Origin of the sequence: Waddlia chondrophila WSU 86-1044 (genome assembly GCF_000092785.1) — a bacterium.
GTDB lineage: Bacteria > Chlamydiota > Chlamydiia > Chlamydiales > Waddliaceae > Waddlia > Waddlia chondrophila.
This window is the reverse complement of sequence record NC_014225.1, coordinates 863,157-883,177: the sequence shown is the minus strand read 5'-3', so window position 1 is coordinate 883,177 and position 20,021 is coordinate 863,157. Positions and strand designations below refer to the sequence as shown.

At 44.3% G+C, this 20,021-nt stretch carries 28 protein-coding genes and 1 tRNA gene; 15 read left to right on the top strand and 14 right to left on the bottom strand.

What is annotated here, in order from left to right:
• Positions 1 to 7: 7 nt before the first annotated feature.
• From rpsF to WCW_RS03920, 5 genes are all read right to left on the bottom strand, one after another.
• Entirely contained in the window at positions 8 to 352 is a 345-nt protein-coding gene (gene rpsF, locus WCW_RS03940; protein ID WP_013181901.1) for a 30S ribosomal protein S6, read from the bottom strand.
• A complete protein-coding gene (gene pth, locus WCW_RS03935; RefSeq protein WP_013181900.1) occupies positions 345 to 965 on the bottom strand; it encodes an aminoacyl-tRNA hydrolase in 621 nt (206 codons plus the stop codon). The genes rpsF and pth overlap by 8 nt, the downstream gene beginning before the upstream one ends.
• A 12-nt stretch (positions 966 to 977) precedes the next feature.
• Complete coding sequence (locus WCW_RS03930) at positions 978 to 1,538, bottom strand: 50S ribosomal protein L25/general stress protein Ctc (protein ID WP_013181899.1); 561 nt, start codon at positions 1,536 to 1,538, stop codon at positions 978 to 980.
• A gap of 109 nt (positions 1,539 to 1,647) precedes the next feature.
• Positions 1,648 to 2,637, bottom strand: coding sequence for a ribose-phosphate diphosphokinase (locus tag WCW_RS03925; RefSeq protein WP_013181898.1), 990 nt, complete (start codon positions 2,635 to 2,637; stop codon positions 1,648 to 1,650).
• A 20-nt stretch (positions 2,638 to 2,657) separates the two neighbouring features.
• Positions 2,658 to 2,729 (bottom strand) — tRNA-Gln (locus WCW_RS03920).
• Positions 2,730 to 2,911: 182 nt separating this feature from the next.
• Here WCW_RS03920 and WCW_RS03915 point away from each other — a divergent pair.
• Genes WCW_RS03915 through WCW_RS03905 form a run of 3 tightly spaced genes read left to right on the top strand, consistent with a single transcriptional unit; the run spans position 2,912 to position 6,095 of the window.
• On the top strand, positions 2,912 to 4,495 hold the full coding sequence (locus WCW_RS03915) for a hypothetical protein (RefSeq protein WP_013181897.1): 1,584 nt from the start codon (positions 2,912 to 2,914) through the stop codon (positions 4,493 to 4,495).
• Positions 4,496 to 4,531: 36 nt separating this feature from the next.
• The gene (gene pgsA, locus WCW_RS03910) at positions 4,532 to 5,125 is read left to right on the top strand and encodes a CDP-diacylglycerol--glycerol-3-phosphate 3-phosphatidyltransferase (protein ID WP_013181896.1); all 594 of its coding nucleotides are present in this window, start codon (positions 4,532 to 4,534) and stop codon (positions 5,123 to 5,125) included.
• The gene (locus tag WCW_RS03905; protein WP_013181895.1) at positions 5,118 to 6,095 is read left to right on the top strand and encodes an adenosine kinase; all 978 of its coding nucleotides are present in this window, start codon (positions 5,118 to 5,120) and stop codon (positions 6,093 to 6,095) included. The genes pgsA and WCW_RS03905 overlap by 8 nt, the downstream gene beginning before the upstream one ends.
• Here the strand turns inward: WCW_RS03905 and WCW_RS03900 are convergent.
• Both WCW_RS03900 and WCW_RS03895 read right to left on the bottom strand, forming a co-directional pair.
• Positions 6,026 to 7,384 (bottom strand): amino acid carrier protein, encoded by a 1,359-nt coding sequence (locus tag WCW_RS03900; protein ID WP_013181894.1) that lies wholly within the window; start codon positions 7,382 to 7,384, stop codon positions 6,026 to 6,028. The genes WCW_RS03905 and WCW_RS03900 overlap by 70 nt on opposite strands.
• 37 nt (positions 7,385 to 7,421) lie before the next feature.
• Positions 7,422 to 7,904 (bottom strand): DTW domain-containing protein, encoded by a 483-nt coding sequence (locus tag WCW_RS03895; protein ID WP_041941772.1) that lies wholly within the window; start codon positions 7,902 to 7,904, stop codon positions 7,422 to 7,424.
• 120 nt (positions 7,905 to 8,024) lie between these two features.
• Between WCW_RS03895 and WCW_RS03890 the strand changes: the two genes are divergently transcribed.
• Positions 8,025 to 9,044, top strand: a complete 1,020-nt coding sequence (locus WCW_RS03890) for a thioredoxin family protein (RefSeq protein ID WP_063124708.1) — start codon at positions 8,025 to 8,027, stop codon at positions 9,042 to 9,044.
• Here WCW_RS03890 and rnpA read toward each other — a convergent pair.
• Positions 9,007 to 9,354, bottom strand: a complete 348-nt coding sequence (gene rnpA, locus WCW_RS03885; RefSeq protein WP_013181891.1) for a ribonuclease P protein component — start codon at positions 9,352 to 9,354, stop codon at positions 9,007 to 9,009. The two genes, WCW_RS03890 and rnpA, sit on opposite strands and share 38 nt — an antisense overlap.
• Entirely contained in the window at positions 9,351 to 9,491 is a 141-nt protein-coding gene (gene rpmH, locus WCW_RS03880; RefSeq protein ID WP_013181890.1) for a 50S ribosomal protein L34, read from the bottom strand. Before rpmH ends, rnpA begins: the two co-directional genes overlap by 4 nt.
• Positions 9,492 to 9,673: 182 nt before the next feature.
• Between rpmH and rpmJ the strand changes: the two genes are divergently transcribed.
• Positions 9,674 to 9,811 carry a 50S ribosomal protein L36 gene (gene rpmJ / locus WCW_RS03875; protein ID WP_013181889.1) on the top strand — a complete coding sequence of 46 codons (138 nt, stop codon included), beginning with the start codon at positions 9,674 to 9,676 and terminating at the stop codon, positions 9,809 to 9,811.
• Between the two features lie 9 nt (positions 9,812 to 9,820).
• Positions 9,821 to 10,126: a 30S ribosomal protein S14 gene (gene rpsN, locus WCW_RS03870; protein ID WP_013181888.1), complete on the top strand. Its 306-nt coding sequence runs from the start codon at positions 9,821 to 9,823 to the stop codon at positions 10,124 to 10,126.
• Here the strand turns inward: rpsN and WCW_RS03865 are convergent.
• Positions 10,116 to 10,526, bottom strand: a complete 411-nt coding sequence (locus WCW_RS03865) for a DUF4339 domain-containing protein (protein ID WP_013181887.1) — start codon at positions 10,524 to 10,526, stop codon at positions 10,116 to 10,118. The genes rpsN and WCW_RS03865 overlap by 11 nt on opposite strands.
• A gap of 169 nt (positions 10,527 to 10,695) precedes the next feature.
• Here WCW_RS03865 and WCW_RS03860 point away from each other — a divergent pair, with 169 nt between their 5' ends.
• Genes WCW_RS03860 through mnmM form a run of 4 tightly spaced genes read left to right on the top strand, consistent with a single transcriptional unit; the run spans position 10,696 to position 13,617 of the window.
• Positions 10,696 to 11,172: an Asp23/Gls24 family envelope stress response protein gene (locus WCW_RS03860; RefSeq protein ID WP_013181886.1), complete on the top strand. Its 477-nt coding sequence runs from the start codon at positions 10,696 to 10,698 to the stop codon at positions 11,170 to 11,172.
• On the top strand, positions 11,173 to 11,679 hold the full coding sequence (locus tag WCW_RS03855; protein ID WP_013181885.1) for a hypothetical protein: 507 nt from the start codon (positions 11,173 to 11,175) through the stop codon (positions 11,677 to 11,679). It begins immediately after the preceding gene.
• A complete protein-coding gene (locus tag WCW_RS03850) occupies positions 11,676 to 12,974 on the top strand; it encodes an NCS2 family permease (RefSeq protein WP_013181884.1) in 1,299 nt (432 codons plus the stop codon). Before WCW_RS03855 ends, WCW_RS03850 begins: the two co-directional genes overlap by 4 nt.
• Before the next feature lie 28 nt (positions 12,975 to 13,002).
• Positions 13,003 to 13,617, top strand: a complete 615-nt coding sequence (gene mnmM, locus WCW_RS03845; RefSeq protein WP_013181883.1) for a tRNA 5-(aminomethyl)-2-thiouridylate-methyltransferase MnmM — start codon at positions 13,003 to 13,005, stop codon at positions 13,615 to 13,617.
• Here the strand turns inward: mnmM and WCW_RS03840 are convergent.
• Together WCW_RS03840 and WCW_RS10250 are read right to left on the bottom strand one after the other, a co-directional pair.
• The gene (locus WCW_RS03840; RefSeq protein WP_079891161.1) at positions 13,577 to 14,200 is read right to left on the bottom strand and encodes a 3'-5' exonuclease; all 624 of its coding nucleotides are present in this window, start codon (positions 14,198 to 14,200) and stop codon (positions 13,577 to 13,579) included. The genes mnmM and WCW_RS03840 overlap by 41 nt on opposite strands.
• The gene (locus WCW_RS10250; protein WP_013181881.1) at positions 14,167 to 14,313 is read right to left on the bottom strand and encodes a hypothetical protein; all 147 of its coding nucleotides are present in this window, start codon (positions 14,311 to 14,313) and stop codon (positions 14,167 to 14,169) included. Before WCW_RS10250 ends, WCW_RS03840 begins: the two co-directional genes overlap by 34 nt.
• A 366-nt stretch (positions 14,314 to 14,679) precedes the next feature.
• On the opposite strand from WCW_RS10250, the gene WCW_RS03835 reads away from it, so the two are divergent.
• The 5 genes from WCW_RS03835 to WCW_RS03815 are packed head-to-tail and all read left to right on the top strand — an operon-like array spanning position 14,680 to position 18,301.
• Positions 14,680 to 15,063 carry a hypothetical protein gene (locus tag WCW_RS03835; RefSeq protein ID WP_013181880.1) on the top strand — a complete coding sequence of 128 codons (384 nt, stop codon included), beginning with the start codon at positions 14,680 to 14,682 and terminating at the stop codon, positions 15,061 to 15,063.
• A 9-nt stretch (positions 15,064 to 15,072) separates the two neighbouring features.
• A complete protein-coding gene (nusB, locus tag WCW_RS03830; RefSeq protein ID WP_041941771.1) occupies positions 15,073 to 15,501 on the top strand; it encodes a transcription antitermination factor NusB in 429 nt (142 codons plus the stop codon).
• The gene (gene murB, locus WCW_RS03825) at positions 15,494 to 16,381 is read left to right on the top strand and encodes a UDP-N-acetylmuramate dehydrogenase (RefSeq protein WP_013181878.1); all 888 of its coding nucleotides are present in this window, start codon (positions 15,494 to 15,496) and stop codon (positions 16,379 to 16,381) included. Before nusB ends, murB begins: the two co-directional genes overlap by 8 nt.
• Entirely contained in the window at positions 16,362 to 17,183 is an 822-nt protein-coding gene (locus WCW_RS03820) for a PHP domain-containing protein (RefSeq protein ID WP_041941504.1), read from the top strand. The genes murB and WCW_RS03820 overlap by 20 nt, the downstream gene beginning before the upstream one ends.
• Positions 17,162 to 18,301, top strand: a complete 1,140-nt coding sequence (locus WCW_RS03815) for a bifunctional folylpolyglutamate synthase/dihydrofolate synthase (protein ID WP_013181876.1) — start codon at positions 17,162 to 17,164, stop codon at positions 18,299 to 18,301. Before WCW_RS03820 ends, WCW_RS03815 begins: the two co-directional genes overlap by 22 nt.
• On the opposite strand, the gene rlmN is transcribed toward WCW_RS03815, so the two are convergent.
• Both rlmN and WCW_RS03805 read right to left on the bottom strand, forming a co-directional pair.
• Positions 18,237 to 19,316, bottom strand: coding sequence for a 23S rRNA (adenine(2503)-C(2))-methyltransferase RlmN (rlmN, locus tag WCW_RS03810; RefSeq protein ID WP_013181875.1), 1,080 nt, complete (start codon positions 19,314 to 19,316; stop codon positions 18,237 to 18,239). The two genes, WCW_RS03815 and rlmN, sit on opposite strands and share 65 nt — an antisense overlap.
• Entirely contained in the window at positions 19,313 to 20,011 is a 699-nt protein-coding gene (locus WCW_RS03805) for a lipoyl protein ligase domain-containing protein (protein ID WP_013181874.1), read from the bottom strand. Before WCW_RS03805 ends, rlmN begins: the two co-directional genes overlap by 4 nt.
• Between the last annotated feature and the right edge of the window lie 10 nt (positions 20,012 to 20,021).

Here is a 20,021-nt window from a genome sequence, read left to right as displayed (position 1 = left end):
GCACTCCTTATTGGGATTCGGCCAAAGCCTTGAATTCAATTTTTTCTAATACTTTTTCCGTTCTCAACGTAATAAAACGAACCAAGTCTTCATGAAGATGGTATTCATTCCAAACTTCTGAGATGGCTGCCGGAGACACGCTAAAGTAAATGACATAATAATGCCCTTCACGATGACCGTCGATCTCGTAAGCCATCCGCTTCTTCCCCTGTTCGTGAACCTTGTGAATCTCACCACCACGTGATGTGATCTCATTTTGCACTCTTTCCAGAGCTTTACTGCGCGCATCTTCGCTTAAGGTCGCGCTGATGATATACATCCCTTCGTATAAATTTTGCTTATTTTCACCCATTTTGTATTTCCTCTTGGGGTTTTAACTTGCTATTGACGACGTTCATTGCGTTCTGCAAAGAATCTTTCAACAAGAGCTCCAAAGCCTTGACTCCTTGATTTAACAAGGAAGGCAACTGCTCCATCTCACTCTTGTTAAACGGGTCCAGGACATAATCACTGAGCTCTTGGCTGGGATCAACCCCACGCCCTATGCCCACGCGCAACCGAGTATAACAATGGCTTCCTAAGTGCTGTTCGACACTTTTTAAACCGTTGTGTCCGCCCGCAGACCCTTTTTCCCTAAGCCGCAACTCTCCAAACGGGATCGCAACGTCATCTGTCACCACGACAACATTGTCTGTAGTGAGCTTAAAATAATTGATGAATCTTCCGACCGCCTGTCCACTGAGATTCATATAAGTCAGCGGCATTAACAGATGAACAGTCCATTCGCCAATCTGGCATTTACCTGTTTTAGCTTGTAATTTCTTCTCTTCTTTTAGGATAACTCCATGAAGGCGGGCAAAGCTCTCGATCAGGAGAAACCCCATATTGTGACGGGTCATTGCGTATTTTGAACCAGGATTTCCCAATCCAACGAATACAACTGCTTTTTGCTCTTTTTCCGTCACAAGCGCTTACCCTTATCTCTTAGCGATTGTTACCGCAACTTCATTCAGATCCATCAAAGGCCTGACAGTTTCAGGAATCTCCAAATCCGAAAGCTTTCGCGATTCCTTCAAACCAAGAGTTTTCACATCCATTTTGAAAAATTCCGGTAAATCCTTTGGCAAGCAATGCACACGCAAATAACGGATCACCCGACGGAGAACTCCACCTAACTTAATTCCTACGCAATCCACTTCCCCAACACACTCAATCGGCACTTTGACTTTGATTTTGACATTGTCAAGCAACTCCTCAAAATCGAGGTGCAACACATTGTATGTCGTGACATGATATTGAATATCTTTGACTAAAACATTTCTCTCTTTGCCGGTTCCATCCACAAGCGCCAACTTTGTTGTCGACAAACGCCCTTTTTTAACTGTTCTCAAGACCGTTTCAAAATCGGCTGCATCAACCGCAATCGCTTCTGAATCCTTGCCGCGGACATAAAGCACAGCAGGAATTTTCCCTAGATTGCGAAGACTTCTAGAATCGCTTTTCTTTTCAGCGGTTCTCTGTTCAAACTTCAGTTTCATTAAAACACCCCCCTAATCGTTAGGATGATAGCATGGTCAACGACTCTTGCCGCAACCACTGTTGGTTTCTCACTTAAATGATACCGACTTTAAAGCCGTTCGGTATCCCTTAGCTGCGACTGAGAGATGGCTCAGCGCTGCAATCGAGCTTGAACAAGGAAGAGATAGACTCGCGAGACAAAATGCAGTGAATCGCTTGCCCAAAGAGATTCGCGACGGAGACGGTGCGAATTTTTTCAGCTCCGTCTAAACGTTCGGTATATGGTATGGTATTACTCATATACAGCACTTCAATCGGACTATTTTCAATTTTTTCAACAGCTGAACCAACGAATAAACCGTGCGTCACAGCTGCGAAAATCCGATTGGCGCCCTTCTCTCGGCAAACTTTCGCTGCTGACACCAAAGTGCCTGCTGTAGAGCACATATCGTCAGCGAGAAGAACATCTTTTCCTTTTACATCCCCAATCAATGTGACCACATCAATCGTTGAAGAGTCGCATCGATGTTTATCGACAATTGCAAAATCAACGCCTAATTGCTGAGCATAAGCCTTCGCGAGCTTGACACTTCCGATATCGGGAGTGACAACGACCAGATTAGACGGGTCAAGATCGCGCTTGACCCCCTCAACAATACAGGGTCTCGCATACAAATTATCGACAGGAATGTCGAAAAAGCCTTGCAGTTGATCGGTGTGCAGATCCATCGTCAATAGACGGGATGCCCCGGCATTTTGAAGAAGATTTGCAACCAATTTAGCCGTAATCGGCACTCTAGGCCTGTCTTTTCTGTCCTGTCTGGCATACCCAAAATAAGGGATAACAACAGTAATGGACTGAGAAGAAGCACGCTTCAAAGCGTCGATCATGATCAGCAACTCCATCAAGTAATTATTCGGATCCAAAGCGACGGTTTGTACAATAAAGACATCCCTCCCGCGTACGTTTTCCTGAATTTGAACAGAAATTTCTCCATCAGGAAAGTGATCCAAAGCCACTCGACCAAGTTCGATTCCCAAATTATCCGAAATCCCTTTTGCCAGCTTCGGATGAGAAGTTCCGGAAAAAAGGATTGCCTTCGGAAAATTTTCGGCCATCAATCAAACCACAGTATCATTTGGGGTGGCAGGATTCGAACCTGCGCATGGCGGTACCAAAAACCGCTGCCTTACCGCTTGGCTACACCCCAATTTGGTAAATTTAAAGACAATAAGTTACCTTTTAGCGGATTTATTTGCAAGGATCTATTTTGCAAAAATTTTCCTCTCAGTTTTTTTCAACACAACTCTAATTGTAAAGAAAATATTAACATTAGTTTACAAATAATATAATTTTATCTATAATATCTTTTAAAGAGAGAGGAATTGTTTTATGTCAGTAAATCCCACAGGTCCACAGCAAGATTTTACATTAGGCGTCCAATCCACGGGAAGCGACATCGATATTAGTGTTGAACAAACTGGAGATGATTATACTGCTGATATTCAAGTAGAAAGCGGACGGCTGATTCCTGCCGACCAGGTGGAGACCCATTTTCCAAACTCTGATCTTCCCGAAGGCAACACCTTGCGCTGCCTTGAACAGGCCTTGCTGGACGAAGCAGGCCAAGGCCGCCTTACCGGCTCTTCAAGAGAAGAAGCGCTCGTCAATTTAAAGCAAGGAGTGACCGGCATTCGAGGCAAATTACTTAAGGAAAGCGGCAGAGCGGACTCTTCTGTTGTCGCAGATACGCACACTGATCCAGCTACAGGAAAAAAATACTACAAATTTCTGACAACCTGGGAAATTGACGTCACAATCGATGGGGAGCAGAAGACAATCAAAAAAAGCCAATGGACTGTGACCGGGGTCGAACAGCCACAAGATTTCAGCGATCCGGAGCAGATCCGCTTACAGCAGCACCGAGCGATTCTAGCTGTGAAATGCCATCGACACCTACACAAAGCAGCACTCAATCCACAGCACAAAGACTATACTTACGTCAAAGATTGCATCGATGATTTGCGCCAAACAAACCTTGTCGGCAAACAAGGCTACACAGACCAAAACCGCATGATGTTTTCAAACTGGCAACTGGATCTAACCGCTAAAGGAGACGACCGCAGCCATCAGCTGGAAGATTCAATCAATCAAAAAGAAGCCGCATCCTCCCTGGGGATCAGACTATACAACCGGTCAGGGAAAAAGGTGCACATCTATATTGATCAATCGCAAGAAGGAAGAAAAATCAATGAAGCCGGCAACAAATATCTAAAAAAAGGATTGGACCCTGAACAACCCGATCATGATTACACTCCTCTTGCTTTCAAAAGAAAAGAGCAGGGAGACCTCATGGTTACCAGAGGAAACGCTGAATTTTCAAAATTTATGAAAGTTCTGCATGCCAAACCGGAAGAGCTGGAAGCTTTGATGGAAGCGGATCGATTCGAAGGAAAAAACGCAAGGGGCATGACCTTTGAAGAAGTTAAAGCGGAGCGGTTAACTGCAAGAAGAGCACAGGCAAAGATCTATAAAAGGAATGCTAAATTATCAGGTCAAAAATTTCAGATGACCCTCATGCAGACCTATGTGGAAAAAGCTGGCGCGGGAATCGGCTTAATGCTACGTAAGGGATTGACAAGCGACACAAGTTTTACAAAGCACCTTCTTGAGCAACTTGAAAAAGAAAATTTGAGCGACGAAGAACGCAAACGCATTCAGAATGCGCTCAATGAATACAGAGACGCGAACCATGTGCTGCGTGACTGTCAACATGGCAATACGCTCGCAGACCACGACATGAGCGCTGAAAGCGTGGAGCAAAATCCCTACTTAAGTCAAGAGATGAAAGAGGTTGCTCAAGCTTATCTCGAAGCGACAAAACCTGATGCAAAGGCTCTTTCCGACTCTGGAGCCGTTAAAGAACATCAAGCCATCATCGATCAAGCAGCGCCTTTAACCGCAGCTACTGCTTGATCTGATACGCAAGATCCTGTAAGATCTCTTACAGTTATGAATATTGCTCATTATTTTACTTTTTTTCGCATCTTTATCAGCCCAATCTTTCTGTTGATTTATATTGCTCATGCTCAACTGGGCATTAGTGATATTGCCCTCCCCTACATCCTAATTTTTTTGCTGAGCATGTCAGAATTTTCCGATGCATTCGACGGCTATATCGCTCGTAAAACAAATCAAGTCACAGATTTAGGAAAAATTCTTGACCCCATGGCTGACAGCATCTATCGCATTTCTGTTTTTTTAACCTTTACTCTAGAGCCAATCCGTGTACCGATGATCCTCATATTTGTTTTCCTTTACAGAGACTCTGTCATCAGTACACTTCGCACCATCTGTGCGCTGCGTGGATTTACCCTTGCAGCCCGTTTCAGCGGCAAGCTTAAAGCTGTCATTCAAGCAATTGCTGCATTTGCCATCTTGATTCTGATGATTCCTCATTCTCTTGGGATTTTAAGCACTCAAACACTGCATTTGGCGAGCTCTTGGATTGTGGGAATTGCCGCAGCTTATGCCCTGCTTTCAGGGTTTGAATATTTGCACGCCAATCGCAAGCACATCACCAAACTTTTAACAAATCATGACTAAAATACGTGAAGTTTTGGGAGTAGGCACCCCCATCCTTGATCATTTAATCTCAGTAGATCCCTCCTTTTTAAAAACAATTCAGGGAAAGCCATACGGCATGGAATTGGTTTCTTACGACGAAATGATTTCCATCATTGAGAACAGCGGATCTATCCCTCTTCAAATCGCCGGAGGCAGCTGCTGCAATACAATCAAAGGTCTAGCCTCTTTGGGCCACGCATGCGCCTTAACCGGAAAAATCGGTCTGGATTTGACTGGTGAAAAAGTGATCAACGAACTGAAGAAATCCAGAGTCGAACCTCTTGTCTGCTACAACGGATCTCCGACAGCTCATGTTGCCTGCTTAATCACTCCGGATGGGAAACGCACCTGCCGTTCATTTATGGGTGCCGGAGGCGAAATGACGCCTGAAGACCTTGACCCCAAATATTTTCAAGGAGTGAAGCTCGTCCACATTGAAGGGTATTCCTTACTCGTTCCAGGTTTAACAAAACAAGCGATGAAATATGCAAAAGAGGCCGGAGCTCTTATTTCATTCGACATGGGAAGCTTTGAGATTGTTAAAGAGTTTCAAAGCAGCCTATACGAACTGCTCTCCGAATATGTTTCCATTCTCTTTTCTAATGAAGAAGAAACGCGCTCTTTTACCGGAAAAGACCCCAAAGAAGGGTGTAAAGTCTTGAGCTCGCTTTGTCAAACAGCAGCTGTCATGGTAGGAAAAAACGGTTGCTGGATAGGAAGCGGAGAAGAGCTCTTCCACTCCTCTGCTTTTCCAACTGTCCCCTTAGACACAACCGGTGCCGGCGACCTCTTTGCCAGCGGTTTTCTGCACGGGATGCTCAAGGGGCTTCCATTAAAAGAATGCGCCCGATACGGAGCGATCACCGGCGCAGCAGTTGTTCAACTGATCGGAGCTGAAATCCCCTCTTCTTCTTGGCCGGAGATCGTGGAAAGAATGACCTCTTCCTGAATTGCATAAGAGATCTCTTTGCGCAGCGTCCATATCCCCCAACTGTTGATCAACAACAGCAAACCGCCAGCAATCGCCATTACAGATTGTGCTTGCGAGGTATCGAAAAACACAGAAAGAACAAGCGCCAGAACTGCGTAGACGTTAAACATCAATACGCCCCATTTTTTAGACACGTGTTCAGCACACTTAAGTCCGACGACAAAATAGGCGGAAATCGTTGAATACCCTAAAAGGAAAAGAAATAAAGGCATAAAGTAGTCCATCCCGGGAAAGTAATCACGCAAAACAGTTTGGATCAACATTCCGGCTTCCATCGGCTGTTGCCAGATTCCAGTTGTTAAGATCATCATCACACTCATGGTGCAAATCACGAAGGTATCCAGAAACACATCGACAATCACTAAAGAGGCTTGTTTCTCGGCAGACTCCACCTCGCTTTCGCTATGAATCACCGAAGCGTAGCCCACGCCGAGATCTCCTGTATAGCACCCTCTTCTAACCCCTTGAGAAACAGTGATCATGATCGCGCTTCCAAATGCGCCGCCAACTGCTGAATTTCCCGTAAACGCCTGAGAAAACACCTGGGATAAAACAATGGGAATCTGATGAAGATGATGCGCCAAAACCCAAAAACCCATTCCAAGAAACAGGAAGACAAAAACCGGTATTAAATAACTTGCGATATGGCCAACCCTTGCAACCCCTCCGCTGCCGGCAAAGATCACACAAACGATCAAAGCGGCAGAAACAAAACCCGGATGAAGATGGAAATTTTCCGACAAACTCTCAGTGATAACACGGAACTGGTAGACTTCAACACCATAGATGCAAAGCAGCAGACAAACAGTGACCGGAATCCAACTTTGCGCAGTCGCCCTCTTAAGGAAGAACATCGGTCCCCCCGAATAAGTGCCGTCCCCATGATCTTTTCTGTATTTGACTCCCAAGTACACTTCCGCATACTTAACAACCATGCCGATAATTGCAGTTATCCAAATCCAAAAAAGCGCTCCTGGGCCGCCAATCTGAATGGCAGTGCAGATTCCGACGATATTGCCAACGCCGACGCACCCTCCGACGCAGGCAAAAAAAGCCTTGATCGGGTGCACGCCTTTCCCCTCTGTCTTCATAAAGAAATAGCTGAAAAATCGCCTAAGGACTGTCGGAAGATTGCGCAGCTGAAACCCGCGGGATTGAATCGTTAATGTGATTCCAAGAATCACAACTGCCGGCACACCGAGGTATTCCCAAATAAAATTTTCGAAAAATTCCAGAAAAGAAAACACAAGATTATAAAACTCCGATTTTAAAAAACTAATAATATCATTCAAAAAGATTAAAAGATATTAATTTTTCATTTTTTTGAATAAACAAATCTTTCCAATAGTAATGATCCAATAAGCCTTCTGTTGACCATCCCAGGATATGATACGCTGCAAACAACGCCTCTATCGATGCCAAGCCATGCTCAGGATTTGGACAATCTTCCTGTTTTCTGGGATACGCTGTTTTCCATCCGCTCGGAAGACTACGTTTAGCAACCTGTTGATGAGAAGCGACAAAGCGATCCATTTTTTCCGCATAACGCCAGGTAGCATCGATCAAAAACAAGCCTCGCTCTCCATCATCTTTGGACAAAGAAGGTGCATTCATGGCTAGCAAGACATATTCGGATAGGTCGGGCAAAATGTCTGTCGGATAACTGAAAAAACACATATCCTTCCGACTTTCCAATCCCGTCAGGCTGCACTTTTTAAGATTCTCCTTGCGGTGCCTTAAAACAACAGTATGGTGTTGCCTGGTCAAGTTCAAAAACAGTTCCTTGCTAAAATTCCAATTCCTGAAGTAGTTTTGGTGAAGCTTCAAAATTCAAAATTTGAGGCTAATTCGATGCATCATGATACCTTACGAAGGAGTTTATTTGAAATGAAAGGTTATCTATTTTTAACCATCTTTCTCTTAGCTGCGCTGCCGATACTGGAGTCAAGCGAACAAAAGAACGGGATTGCATGGCACACAAATTACGAAAAAGCATTACAAGAGTCGAAAGCCACATCGAAGCCGATTTTTCTGTTTTTTACCGGCTCAGACTGGTGCGGATGGTGCAAAAAACTTGAAAATGAGGTGCTGAATACTCAGGAATTTGCAGAGGCGATTGGAAACAAAATGATTTTTGTTGTTTTAGACTATCCAATGAAAAAGAACCTCGATGCAAAAACTCGCGAACAGAACCAGACGCTAAAGGAGCGTTATTCCATCAAAAGCTACCCGACAGTTGTCTTGATCAACGGCAACGAAGAATTGATCGGAACGACAGGCTATCTCTCTGGTGGCGGACAAAAGTATGCTCAACATCTAATCAAAATGGTGCAAGAGTTCACGGCATACAAACAAAAAATGCGCAGGCCCTCCCTGCGCGAATATTCTGGAAAGGAACTGAAAAGACTCTATCAAAAATCTCAAGAACTAGGCCTTGCCGCCGACTCCGACAAACTTGTTCAAGCTGGAATCCACTCAGACCTTCCCCATTTTTTTTTGACTGAACGTTACCGCATATTGCTCAAAAACGGCCTTCTACATTCTGAAGAAGCTGCTGCGATTAAAGAGCAACTCCTTGTCAATGATCCAAACAATAAACATTTAACGCATTATCAAGTCGCCATTGCGGAATTCGAGTGCTTGAGCAAAGAATTAGAATCGAAAAAAGTCAACGCAGACGCGGTGGTCTATCCTTTAGTCAACTATATCAATCAATTTAAGGAAAAAGATATCGAAAACACTTGGAAACTGGATATGGTCATCTCTCAAGTGTATTTGGATGAAAATCAACTTGAAAAGTCCTTGAAATTTGCGCAAGACGCCTGTGCGCACGCCCCTCCTGCTATTCAAAAAGAAATCTCCCAGGCAGTTAACAAGATTCAAGAACAAATTTCAGAAGTGCGCTAAGCTCTGTTCTCATCATTTCAAAATCGACATCTTTAGCTTTCGATCTCGGTTTGACATGAATATCGATACCGGAATTCCGCAAACTGCCAAGCTGACGGAACCCCTCCCTTATTAAACGTTTAAACCGGTTTCTTTGAACCGCTTTTCCAAATTTACGGGAAACTGTAATGCCTAATCGAGAACGGTTAAGTCGATTTTTGACTGATTCGACCACCAAAAAATTTCCCGCATGTCTTTTTCCATATCGGACGACACGCAGGAATTGATATTTTTTTAAAAGCCGAGACTGTTTACTGAAGCAAGCTCTCACACGCGGGTTAAGGCTTTTCTTCCTGCGCGGCGGCGTCGGTTGATAATTTTCCTGCCGCTAGCGGTCTCCATTCTTTTTCGGAATCCGTGCTCTGATTTGCGACGTCTCTTGCTAGGTTGGTAAGTGCGTTTGACCATCGATTTTCCTTATCCATTTTAATGAATTAAAGCAATGATGCTATAGAATTCCAAGTTTAAAATCAAGAACCTATCCGCATACGGTTTTTGTAAACGCCTTTCTAAAAGATTTGGGTTGAATTCAAATGGAAGATCGTCTATAAGGTTAGCATCGTTTATGATGAAAGGTTAAGGAACATCCAATGAAAGTCAAAGCTTCGATTAAGGCGGATCCTTCGAAAGGCGACAAACTGGTGCGCCGCAAAGGTCGCCTCTATGTCATTAACAAAAAAGACCCAAACCGCAAACAACGGCAGAAAGGGCCGGCTCGCAAAAAGTAAAAGGTACACATGGCTAAAAAATCATCGATTGCAAAACAGAAGCGTCGCGAAAAAATCGTCAATCGCAACTGGGAAAAACGTCAAGAGCTGAAGAAAAAAGTCAGCGACATTAATTTGAGCGAAGAAGAGCGTCTGGAAGCTAGCATCCAGCTGAATAAAATGAGGCGCGACACGTCTCCGGTTCGTCTGCGCAACCGCTGCCAAATCACAGGCCGCTGCAGAGGCTACTTGAGCAAATTCAAAGTTTCTAGGCTTGTATTCCGAGAGATGGCTTCCATAGGAATGATTCCTGGAGTCACAAAATCTAGCTGGTAAACAGCCTGCACTCTTCGACAGTTTTCCACTCTTCCATGCCCTCACTCCAAACGTAGGTTGTGGAAGAGATTTTTTTATCTTGAAACAATTTGTGCAATTCTTCAAATTTGAGCGGTCCGATCTGAGAGGCTTCCCCTTCCAGGTAATACCACTGTTTGCTTTCGGCCTCTTCAACGGCAGATTCAGAAAGAAGCAGTTCTTCTACACCCTCTTCTTTTTCCTGATTCGCAAGATTAGGCAGGATAAACAGGGCAGCCAAAGCCAGCAGTCCGAAGCAGAACCCCAAAAAAAACCAAATTCTGCCATCTCTGCCTCTATTATCAGCCATTGCCGATACGGCAAAGCCAAGAAGCGCACTGATGATGATTGTTAGGATTGTGTATTGAGTAGAAAATTCCATCACACCAAATTCGTTGGCAAGTTTTAAACCCCATGCTATACTGGGATAAATCCTAAGGAAAATGTTTGATAACCACGCCTATCATGGCGCTGTAAAGTTTTTCTCAGTATAATATAAAGCATTAAACAGTGTCAAAACGTTTGATCAATTCCTATGATGGAGCAACAGAATGGAAACAAAACGCAATAAATACGACTCAAAAGAATTTGAGCTTCCCGAAACTGTATTTGTCCGCGATATTGAAAACCGCGTCTTCCAAGGAATTGTCCTCAAATGCCTTTCAGGAATTCACGGCGTCACCCCAATTGAGGGAAATTTTATCGACAACATTCTCGGCAGAGATAGCCTCGAAGGGATCCGCGGAATCCACATTGAACAAGACAGCAACCGCCAATGCGTTTCCATCAAGTTGGAAGTCAACGTTGGTTTCGGAGTGTCTATTCCTGCAAAAGCTGAAGAGATCCAAACTATGATCTCTGAAGAGGTCACAGAGCTGACCGGACTTCATGTTTCCGATATCCATGTTGTGTTTAAGAATATCGTTCCAGAAGAACAGCTGAAAAAATTCAACATTCCAAACACTGCGCTGCAGGCTCCAGTTTTGATCAGCACTGAAGACGAAGATGAATATAATGACGAATTTTAAATGAATATCGGTAAACTGATCCATTTTTTCATCGCAGCGATGCTGTCCATCTTTTTTATCCTTGGAGGCATCACATGCCTTCTGACTCCTTGGTCATCTGCTATCCGCACCCACATCATCCTCTTTATCATCGAGAACACCACCCTCATTTCTTCATTTGGCCTTCTTTTTATCATTTTGGGAATCTCTCTATTCATCAATGTCATCATCTCTTCACAGCATCGCTACTACAGCATCAAATCAAAAAAAAACGCGATCGACGTTGATGAAAACCTTATCCAGCAACTCGTCGACTGTTATTTTAAGGAATTATTCCCAGAAAAAGAAATCCCTAGTGCTATCTCTCTCAAAAATAACAAAATCCATATTACCGTCAGCCTCCCTTACTTCCCTTCATTTGAACAAAAATTTTTTCTTGAGAGCATCGAACACGACCTCGCGGAAACTTTGGGCAATATACTGGGTTTAAAAGAGGAGTTTTATCTCTCTGCGAGCTTTAAGACGTGAGAAGTTTTCTTGAACGCACCTTTCATTTAGAGAAAAACCAGACAAGCATCAAAACCGAAATTCTCGCAGGTTTCACGACCTTTTCTACAATGATCTACATCATCTTCGTCAATCCTCGCATTTTGAGCGAGGCTGGAATGGATAATGGCGCTGTGATGACCGCTACGATTATTGCAACTTTTTTTGCCTCTTTTTACATGGGACTACGAGCAAACCTCCCTTTCGCACTAGCTCCCGGCATGGGATTGAATGCCTATTTTACCTATGGGATTGTGATTGGAGAAGGATACTCATGGGAGACAGCTCTGGGAGCATGTTTTTTGGCTGGGATCATTTTTCTTATCCTTAATCAGGCAGGAATTAGAGAAGCGATCATGAATTCCATTCCCGCAGATCTTCGGTTGGGCACAGCTGGAGGAATCGGACTATTTCTTGCATTTATTGGATTTAAAAGCATCAATCTCGTCGTTCCCGATGAGAAGACTCTGCTAACTTTGGGAAATATTAAAGATCCCCAAATCATTCTTGCAGGCACCGGAGTGATCATGATCACCGTCCTAATGACTCTAAATGTCAGGGGCGCCATTTTTATCTGTGCACTGTTTAATTGGGGAATCGGACTTTTTCTCGGACTCGTCGAATGGAAGGGGCTGTTCAGCCTGCCGCCAACTCCTCTTCCCACCTTCATGAAGCTAGATATTTTAGGGGCGCTTGATCTCCAGATTCTTCCCGTAGTCCTTTCCTTAGTATTTGTTGCAATTTTTGATACAGCAGGCACCTTGCTAGGCCTCGCCAGCCATGGAAATTTCCTGACACCGGAAGGCAGGATTCCCCGTACACATCAGGCGCTTAATGCCGACGCCTTTGGGACAATTGCAGGATCGATTTTCGGAACAGCGCCTTTTACGACCTATCTTGAATCTGCCACAGGCATTTCCGCAGGAGGACGCACCGGACTGACCGCCGTCACCGTTGCCTTTCTTTTTCTCACAGCGCTCTTCATTGCCCCGCTAGCTTCTTCCATTCCTCCTTTTGCTACAGCCCCTGCGTTGATTGTGATCGGAGCTCTCATGGTGAAACAGACACGCCTGCTTGACTGGGAGGATATGACCGAATTTGTTCCAGGATTCATCACTCTGATTGCCATTCCCATGACATTCAGCATCCCTACCGGAGTAGCTCTTGGCTTTGTCGCCTTTCCTTCGATCAAGCTGCTAACCGGAAAAGTGCGGGAAACAAACTGGATCGTCTGGGTGATTGCCCTGCTTTTCTGTACAAAATTCCTTTTTCCATAAAATTCCCTTTTCCATAAAATTGAAAGGCATGTACGAGCAATACCCTCTTTTTCATTCCCATATCGACCTTGCTCACAAGCATTGGAAGTCTCTTGTTAAACCTGGCGATATTGTCATCGACGCTACCTGTGGAAACGGGCACGACACGCTTGTGCTCGCCCAACTGGCCTTGACTGTGGAATCTGGCAAACTGTATGCCTGCGATCTTCAAAAAGACGCCATCAATTCAACCAAGCAATCACTTCTGGAAAAACTGGAAAAAAAAATTGTGGAAAGAATTTTTTTCGTTCACGGCTGCCATTCTTCTTTTCCAGATGAAATCCAGCCAAACAGTGTTAGGCTTGCCGCCTATAACCTCGGCTATCTTCCCGGGGGAGACAAAGCCAAAACGACACAAACGGAAACAACACTGCAAAGCATCCAAAAAGCCCTGGAGGCTGTTCAGGATGGAGGAATGGTCAGCATCACCTGCTATCCCGGCCACACAGAAGGAAAGAGAGAAGAAAAACACATTCTTGAATTCGCCTCAAAGCTGGATCCGAAACGATGGAGCTTATGCCACCACCGCTGGTTAAACCGCTCGAAAGCCCCTTCTCTCCTACTTATCCAGAAAAGGATGAAATCACCGCTCGATAGCATTTGATAAGATGTTCAACTCCATTCATCGCTCGATGCGGCACCGCTTCTTGTTCAATTCCAAATCTCTTTCCAATGGCATTTTTTGACAAGTTGATCGTTTCGGAAAGCTGGCTCCTTTCATTTTTTTCCTCATTTAATAAAAAAACCCAATACATAGAGGCTAAATCCAACCAATGATAAGGCCAATTCAACTTTTCTTGAGTATAAACAGGGATAATACGATCGAAAAACGCACGATCAAAAGCAGGATTTTGACAAATGAAAAACGCCTTTCCTCTTTCAATTCCATGAGATAAGAGAAGCTGGATGACCTCTTCTGCAACTTTCTCGCTCCTCTTTCCCTCTTCTAAATCCCTGTAGGTGTATCCGTTCACTTTAATAGATTCGGGATCGTGGAGATTCCAATCTTCGATAGATTGAAAAATTTTTTGTTGATATTCTGCAATGGAAACGTCTTGACGGATGTCATAGATTTTAAAAGCCAGATCGATCGGTTTGTGGATAAATGGATCAAGCCCTGTCGTTTCAATGTCTAAAAAAATTGCATACATATCTAAGAAAAAGAGATTCCGGTGATTCCCGCGCATACGTCCAATAATCTTTCTTGCAAAGCAACGTTATCAGCATCAGGATTGGAATACGCTTCCTTTTGATGGAAGAAATAACGGCCGCTTACTTTGGTTTGTTTATCTTCTTCCAACGCCAGCCATACCTGTGTTTAATTTATTCACTTTATCGGCAAGTACTTTCGTTTCTTCAATCTCTGATAGATTGCCTGTTAAAATCGCTTCCGCTCCGTGTATTTTTTCTATCGTGTCATCTCTACGCTTTGCATTGCACGCGCCCTTAGAACGTGTAGGCGATTTAAATTGCTATTGATTCAGATCTTTTCATTTTTTGAGAAATTTTGCTACCCCTCTTTCGAAGAAGAATAAAAGGAAAGAAAATTTTATTGGCACTTTTTCACGAAAAACGTTAAAATTATTGGAATTAAACAGAGGTCATTAAGACTCGCCTATCACATGTGTTTTGTCATTTTACTTTCCCTTAGGGAGCGCACAGGTCTATGAAAGCACTAGATTGTCTATTTCGATTTTTTATCCGTTTCCGCCATCCGTTTACTCTTCCCGAAGACATTGCTAACTCTCTTGGGGTCAATGTCTCAAAATTCGTCACTTTTGACGAATTCGTAGAGAGGATTACAGCTCCTGAGTGCTGTCCGACTAGACTGCACAAGCTGATGACGCGGCGGGAGGCGGAAAACGCGTTCTGCGGAGCTCAGCGAAAAGAGAAATTTCAACGTAACACCCTGGTTTCCTACTATTTCAACGAAGGATGGCTGGAATTCAACCTGAAATTCGATGAGGATGCCCGCTTAAGAAGGATCTATATCCAACACAAAAAAATTGAATCGGATCAAGGAGTCGAACTGCACCTCGCAACAGACTAAGTGATTCAAATGGCAGTTCCACAACAGAAAATTCGGGAAATCGTCTTTCAACTCCTTTATGGGCATGATTGGCATTCTCCGGAAAAAGAAGCATTTCACACGTTTTTATCCAAAGAAGCGAAGATTTCTAAAAAAGTGATTTTAGAAGCTCAAGAACGGGTCGATCTCATTCGCGGCCGCGAAAAAGAGCTGGATCAGCTGATCGGAGAATCCGCCAAATCTTATGCATTTGACCGCATTCCCAGAGTCGAGAGAAATATTTTGCGCTTAGGAATCTACGAACTTCTTTTTGATGAACAAATCCCTCCAAAAGTCGCCATCGCCGAAGCCATCCGCTTGGGGAGGAAGTTCAGCACACCGGAATCTGCAACTTTCATTAACGCTATTATGGACGAGCTCTATCAAAAGCGATGCACACCTCAAGTTAAAGATGAATGATTCCATTCGAATGGAAGCTGGCCGCTCTTTAAGACACCTATGCACCATCGGTATTGGCGGGCCGGCTAAGTGGTATTTGGAAGTGCGCTCCATTGAAGAGATGCAAGAAGCATTCAAAAAGGCTTCTAAGCTAAATCTTCGCACTTTCATTTTAGGAAAAGGTTCGAATACCCTTTTTGACGACAAAGGATTTGACGGGCTGGTGATTCACAATAAAATTTCGTTTTGCAATGAAATCTCCGATGGAATGTTTCACGTCGGAGCAGGATTCAGCTTCTCCCGCCTGGGAGCGCAGACAGCCAGACAAGGTTGGTCGGGATTGGAATTTGCTTCAGGCATTCCAGGAACTGTCGGCGGAGCTGTTTTCATGAACGCCGGAGCAAATGGATCTGAAACTGAAGAGAGCCTCGCTTCTGTCGATTATGTGACAGAGAAAGGCGAGCTGAAGCATTTTGACCGTCACGAAATCACATTCGGCTACCGCAGCTCCTCCTTTCAATCGTTGCACGGAGCAATTGTCGGAGCAACGTTTTCTCTGACTCCGTCCTGCAATGCGAAGAGCAAGCAGCTATCCATCATTGAATACCGCACCAAAACTCAGCCTTACGGCAAAAAATCCGCCGGCTGTATGTTCCGCAATCCTCCTTCCCAAACTGCAGGAGCATTGATTGAAGCGTGCGGTTTAAAAGGATCGGTGCAAGGGGAAGCTCAAGTTTCTTCTCTTCATGGGAATTTTTTAATCAATACAAATCAAGCCTCTTCGGCAGACGTTCTTGCGCTTGTCCGGAATATTCAAACACAAGTTAAAGAAAAGTATGGGATTGAGCTGGAAAGCGAAGTGAGGTATATTCCTTACCGTGATGAAACAATTTCGAGCTGATTTACATTGCCACTCTACATGTTCAGACGGGACTGCCTCTCCTAAAGAGTTGATCGACCTTGCCATCGATCAGGGACTCTCAGGCCTTTCCATTACAGACCACGACACCCTCAACGCTTATTCTACTGCGCTTCCCTATGCTAAAAAACTGAATTTCCCTCTCCTGACAGGAGTGGAGTTTTCCTGCTTCCATCAAAATGAAAGCGTCCATATCCTTGGTTACGCTTTCGATCTATCGAATGAACAACTCAATGCTTTCTGCCGCAAACATAAAGAGAGGCGACTTCAACGCTCACTGCTCATCTTGGAAAAATTAAAAGAGCACGGAATGCCGATTGCCATTGATACCAAAAATTTGGAAAGCATCGGCCGTCCGCACCTGGCGATGGAGATGATGCGGCAAGGCTACGTCGCTACAATGGAAGAGGCTTTTAAAAAATATTTAGGTGAAGGCTGCTCCTGCTATGTGTCAGGAGATGCGTTTTCTATTGAAGAAACCATTGACGTCATCCGGGCTGCCGGAGGCGTTGCTATCATTGCTCACCCTCACCTGATCAATCAGCCTCATCTTGTGACTGGTCTTTTAAAGATGCCATTCGATGGAATTGAAGCCTACTACGCTAAGATTCCTCCTCACCAGGAAAGGCCTTGGGTGAAAATCGGCCTCTACAGAAATTGGATCATGACAGGAGGATCAGATTTTCATGGAACGGTCAAACCTCACATTCCACTTGGATGCTCATGGGTGAACGAAGAAACGTTCCAACTCCTCTATGAAAAATGTCTTACGAACAACTCATAAATCAATTATTTACAGTCAATACGCATCAAAGAATGAAGCTTGGATTGGAACAAATGAGAGCTCTAGCCACTTCGGTCGGGAATCCGGATCGCCAATTCCGTTCAGTCCATATTGCAGGAACAAATGGAAAAGGATCGACAGCAGAGAAAATTGCCAAAGGGTTGGAATCTAAATTCAGCAAAGTCGGCCTGTTCACCTCTCCCCACATTTCCACTTTCAGAGAAAGAATCAAAATCAATGGGAAAATGATCTCTGAAGATGATGTGGAAAGAATTCTTAGCCAAATCATCGATCTTCCCGGAACCTTTTTCGAGCTTACAACCCTGTTAGCGTTTCTCTACTTCGCTGAGAACAACGTAGAGTATGCGGTGATTGAGACTGGCCTCGGCGGCCGCCTTGACGCCACCAATATTATTCATCCCGATCTATCTGTGATTACGTCAATCAGCCTTGAGCATACAGAGTTTTTAGGCAGCACCTTAGAGGAGATCGCTGCAGAAAAAGCAGGAATCATTAAGCCTGGCGTTCCTGTTATTCTAGGTCCTTCAGCTCTGCACATTTCTACTCCGCAAGCCGTCCAAATCAAGGGGAAATTTTCCTCTGTTGAAGAAGAAAACAGAGCCATTGCAAAAAAAGCTCTAGAGCAACTGAGTATTTCTCCCTATTTAATCATGAAAGCGCTTGAGGCCAGACCTTGCTGCCGAATGGAAAAACAGGGAAACGTCATTCTCGATGTCGCGCACAACCCGGCAGCATTGGAGCGCTATTTCTGCGAGGATAAGCGGCGCCCCCTAAACGTTGTCTGCACTCTTTCAAAAAACAAAGACCTTAAACGCTGCCTTGAGATTATCGCCAACCACGCCCAATGCATTTCTCTTGTCACAGCTCCGAATGGAAGATCATCCACTCCGGAAGATTTGTATGCGATCTTGGTAGAGATCGGGTTTCCATCACGGAACATCTCGATTGATTCCTCAATTTCCCATGCTGTAACAAAGGCATCCCAAAAAGGCAACACAGCCGTCATCGGAACATTTTTTATCATGAACGAAGCTAGGAAAGCTCTTGGAATGATGGACGAAACGGACTCTTTTGACTTGAATGAACGCTCTTGTTAACTCCTCCCAACTGTCCGCAAGCTGCCATCATCTCATCTCCTTTCGTCTGTCTCAAAAGGGTAGACACCCCTTGCGCTCTTAAACGTGCGGCAAATGCATTGACACTCTCTGATTCAGGCGTTTCATACGGATCGCTCTCTTGAGGGTTGTAGGGTATCAGATTCACTTTCGCCCTTAATCCCTTAATATAGGCAGCTAACTCGTCTGCAAGCTCCAACGAGTCGTTCACTCCCTTGATTAAAACATATCCAATCAACACAGAGCGGCGGGGATGAGAGCAATAGTCAAGAAGCGCTTCTTTGATCGTTCCAAGGGAATATTTTCTGGTTAGAGGCATCAATGTTTTGCGCAACGCATCATTGGGAGCGTTGATAGAAACTGCCAAGTTGACTGCCGGATTTACTTCACTGACAAATCTCCTGATGCCATCCACCCTTCCTACAGTCGACACGGTTAAATGCCGCATTCCAAATGCCATACCTCCCTGATCAGAAAAGACTTTGATCGCCTGCGAAACAGCATCGAAATTATCCATAGGCTCTCCCATTCCCATGAAAACGATATTCCGAATCGGCAACCGCAAAACATGTCTGGCAATAAAGCCTTGAGCAACAATTTCTTCAGATCTCAAGTGCCTTTTGAGCCCTATCCGTCCCGTTTGGCAAAACGTACACCCCATCCGACATCCCGCTTGTGAAGACACGCAAAGAGACAACCCAAACTGCATCGGAATCACAACAGACTCCACCACGTTTCCATCATCGAATCTGATTAAAAGCTTGCGTACATCACCATCAGTCAATTGGTGGGAAATCTCCGGCAAACTAAAATCTGTCACCTGTAAGATCTCCTCATATAATAGAGGTGCATTGTAAAAAGCGGGGTGCTTTGAAGAAACGTTTCCCGTTCTCATCCATTCTCTGTAGAGAAGTGCAGCATGCTGCAAACCTTTTCCAAGAGCTTTTGCAACAGCTTGACTATAAGATTCGCGAGTGTGGGATAAAATAGGGATCATGTGTCTACTCCACAAAATTTTTCGATCAACAACCTCTTAATCTCCTTTCGAGCTTTCGGAAGACGATCAAAATCGACAAGTCCTGCGCTGTAGAGGCGCATGGCATCTAAGACAGAGCTATCCTTAATCAACAAAGAAAGATCATCCCAATTCGGAAGCGCTAAGTGGATGGTGCCTTGGTGCAATAACCCCTCTTTTGTACGTCGCTGTGCTGCACCCGCAATTTTTTTCCCCTTTCTAATAAGGTCGTACTTTGTAGGTTTTCCCATGCAAAAGTGACGAGCTGAAGACTTCGAGGCAATATCTTCCTCTAAAAACAGAGATTCAGCACCGATGAAATCACGAACAGCGTGTTCAACGACTCGATTAACCGAAGCGTAATTGCGTAAAGTATTTGTGGAATAAAAAGGGTGGCTCTTAGGGACAATGATAGAAAAAGCAAAATCTGTAAAGTGAAACAAAACCCCCCCGCCTGTAGGACGGCGAGCCAGTTGAACGTTATTAGCAGCTATAGCTTCCAGGTTAAGCAAATCATCCGGTTTGGAAAAATAGCCGTATGTCGCCGCCAACCCTTCCCATTCATAGAGGTGAAGAATCGGATTTTTACAATCTGACACCTCGTTTAATAACGAGGCGTCAGCGGCCATATTTTCTTCTGCAGAAGAAATCCCTGTATCCAATACCTTCCATTTCATGAGAGCTATG

Coding starts and splice junctions, on each gene's coding strand:
- rpsF (WP_013181901.1), bottom strand. CDS start 352: ATGGGTGAAAATAAGCAAAATTTATACGAAGGGATGTATATCATCAGC.
- WCW_RS03930 (WP_013181899.1), bottom strand. CDS start 1,538: ATGAAACTGAAGTTTGAACAGAGAACCGCTGAAAAGAAAAGCGATTCT.
- WCW_RS03925 (WP_013181898.1), bottom strand. CDS start 2,637: ATGGCCGAAAATTTTCCGAAGGCAATCCTTTTTTCCGGAACTTCTCAT.
- WCW_RS03915 (WP_013181897.1), top strand. CDS start 2,912: ATGTCAGTAAATCCCACAGGTCCACAGCAAGATTTTACATTAGGCGTC.
- pgsA (WP_013181896.1), top strand. CDS start 4,532: ATGAATATTGCTCATTATTTTACTTTTTTTCGCATCTTTATCAGCCCA.
- WCW_RS03905 (WP_013181895.1), top strand. CDS start 5,118: ATGACTAAAATACGTGAAGTTTTGGGAGTAGGCACCCCCATCCTTGAT.
- WCW_RS03890 (WP_063124708.1), top strand. CDS start 8,025: ATGAAAGGTTATCTATTTTTAACCATCTTTCTCTTAGCTGCGCTGCCG.
- rpmH (WP_013181890.1), bottom strand. CDS start 9,491: ATGGTCAAACGCACTTACCAACCTAGCAAGAGACGTCGCAAATCAGAG.
- rpmJ (WP_013181889.1), top strand. CDS start 9,674: ATGAAAGTCAAAGCTTCGATTAAGGCGGATCCTTCGAAAGGCGACAAA.
- rpsN (WP_013181888.1), top strand. CDS start 9,821: ATGGCTAAAAAATCATCGATTGCAAAACAGAAGCGTCGCGAAAAAATC.
- WCW_RS03865 (WP_013181887.1), bottom strand. CDS start 10,526: ATGGAATTTTCTACTCAATACACAATCCTAACAATCATCATCAGTGCG.
- WCW_RS03860 (WP_013181886.1), top strand. CDS start 10,696: ATGGAAACAAAACGCAATAAATACGACTCAAAAGAATTTGAGCTTCCC.
- WCW_RS03855 (WP_013181885.1), top strand. CDS start 11,173: ATGAATATCGGTAAACTGATCCATTTTTTCATCGCAGCGATGCTGTCC.
- mnmM (WP_013181883.1), top strand. CDS start 13,003: ATGTACGAGCAATACCCTCTTTTTCATTCCCATATCGACCTTGCTCAC.
- WCW_RS03840 (WP_079891161.1), bottom strand. CDS start 14,200: ATGCGCGGGAATCACCGGAATCTCTTTTTCTTAGATATGTATGCAATT.
- WCW_RS03835 (WP_013181880.1), top strand. CDS start 14,680: ATGAAAGCACTAGATTGTCTATTTCGATTTTTTATCCGTTTCCGCCAT.
- nusB (WP_041941771.1), top strand. CDS start 15,073: ATGGCAGTTCCACAACAGAAAATTCGGGAAATCGTCTTTCAACTCCTT.
- murB (WP_013181878.1), top strand. CDS start 15,494: ATGAATGATTCCATTCGAATGGAAGCTGGCCGCTCTTTAAGACACCTA.
- WCW_RS03820 (WP_041941504.1), top strand. CDS start 16,362: ATGAAACAATTTCGAGCTGATTTACATTGCCACTCTACATGTTCAGAC.
- WCW_RS03815 (WP_013181876.1), top strand. CDS start 17,162: ATGTCTTACGAACAACTCATAAATCAATTATTTACAGTCAATACGCAT.
- rlmN (WP_013181875.1), bottom strand. CDS start 19,316: ATGATCCCTATTTTATCCCACACTCGCGAATCTTATAGTCAAGCTGTT.
- WCW_RS03805 (WP_013181874.1), bottom strand. CDS start 20,011: ATGAAATGGAAGGTATTGGATACAGGGATTTCTTCTGCAGAAGAAAAT.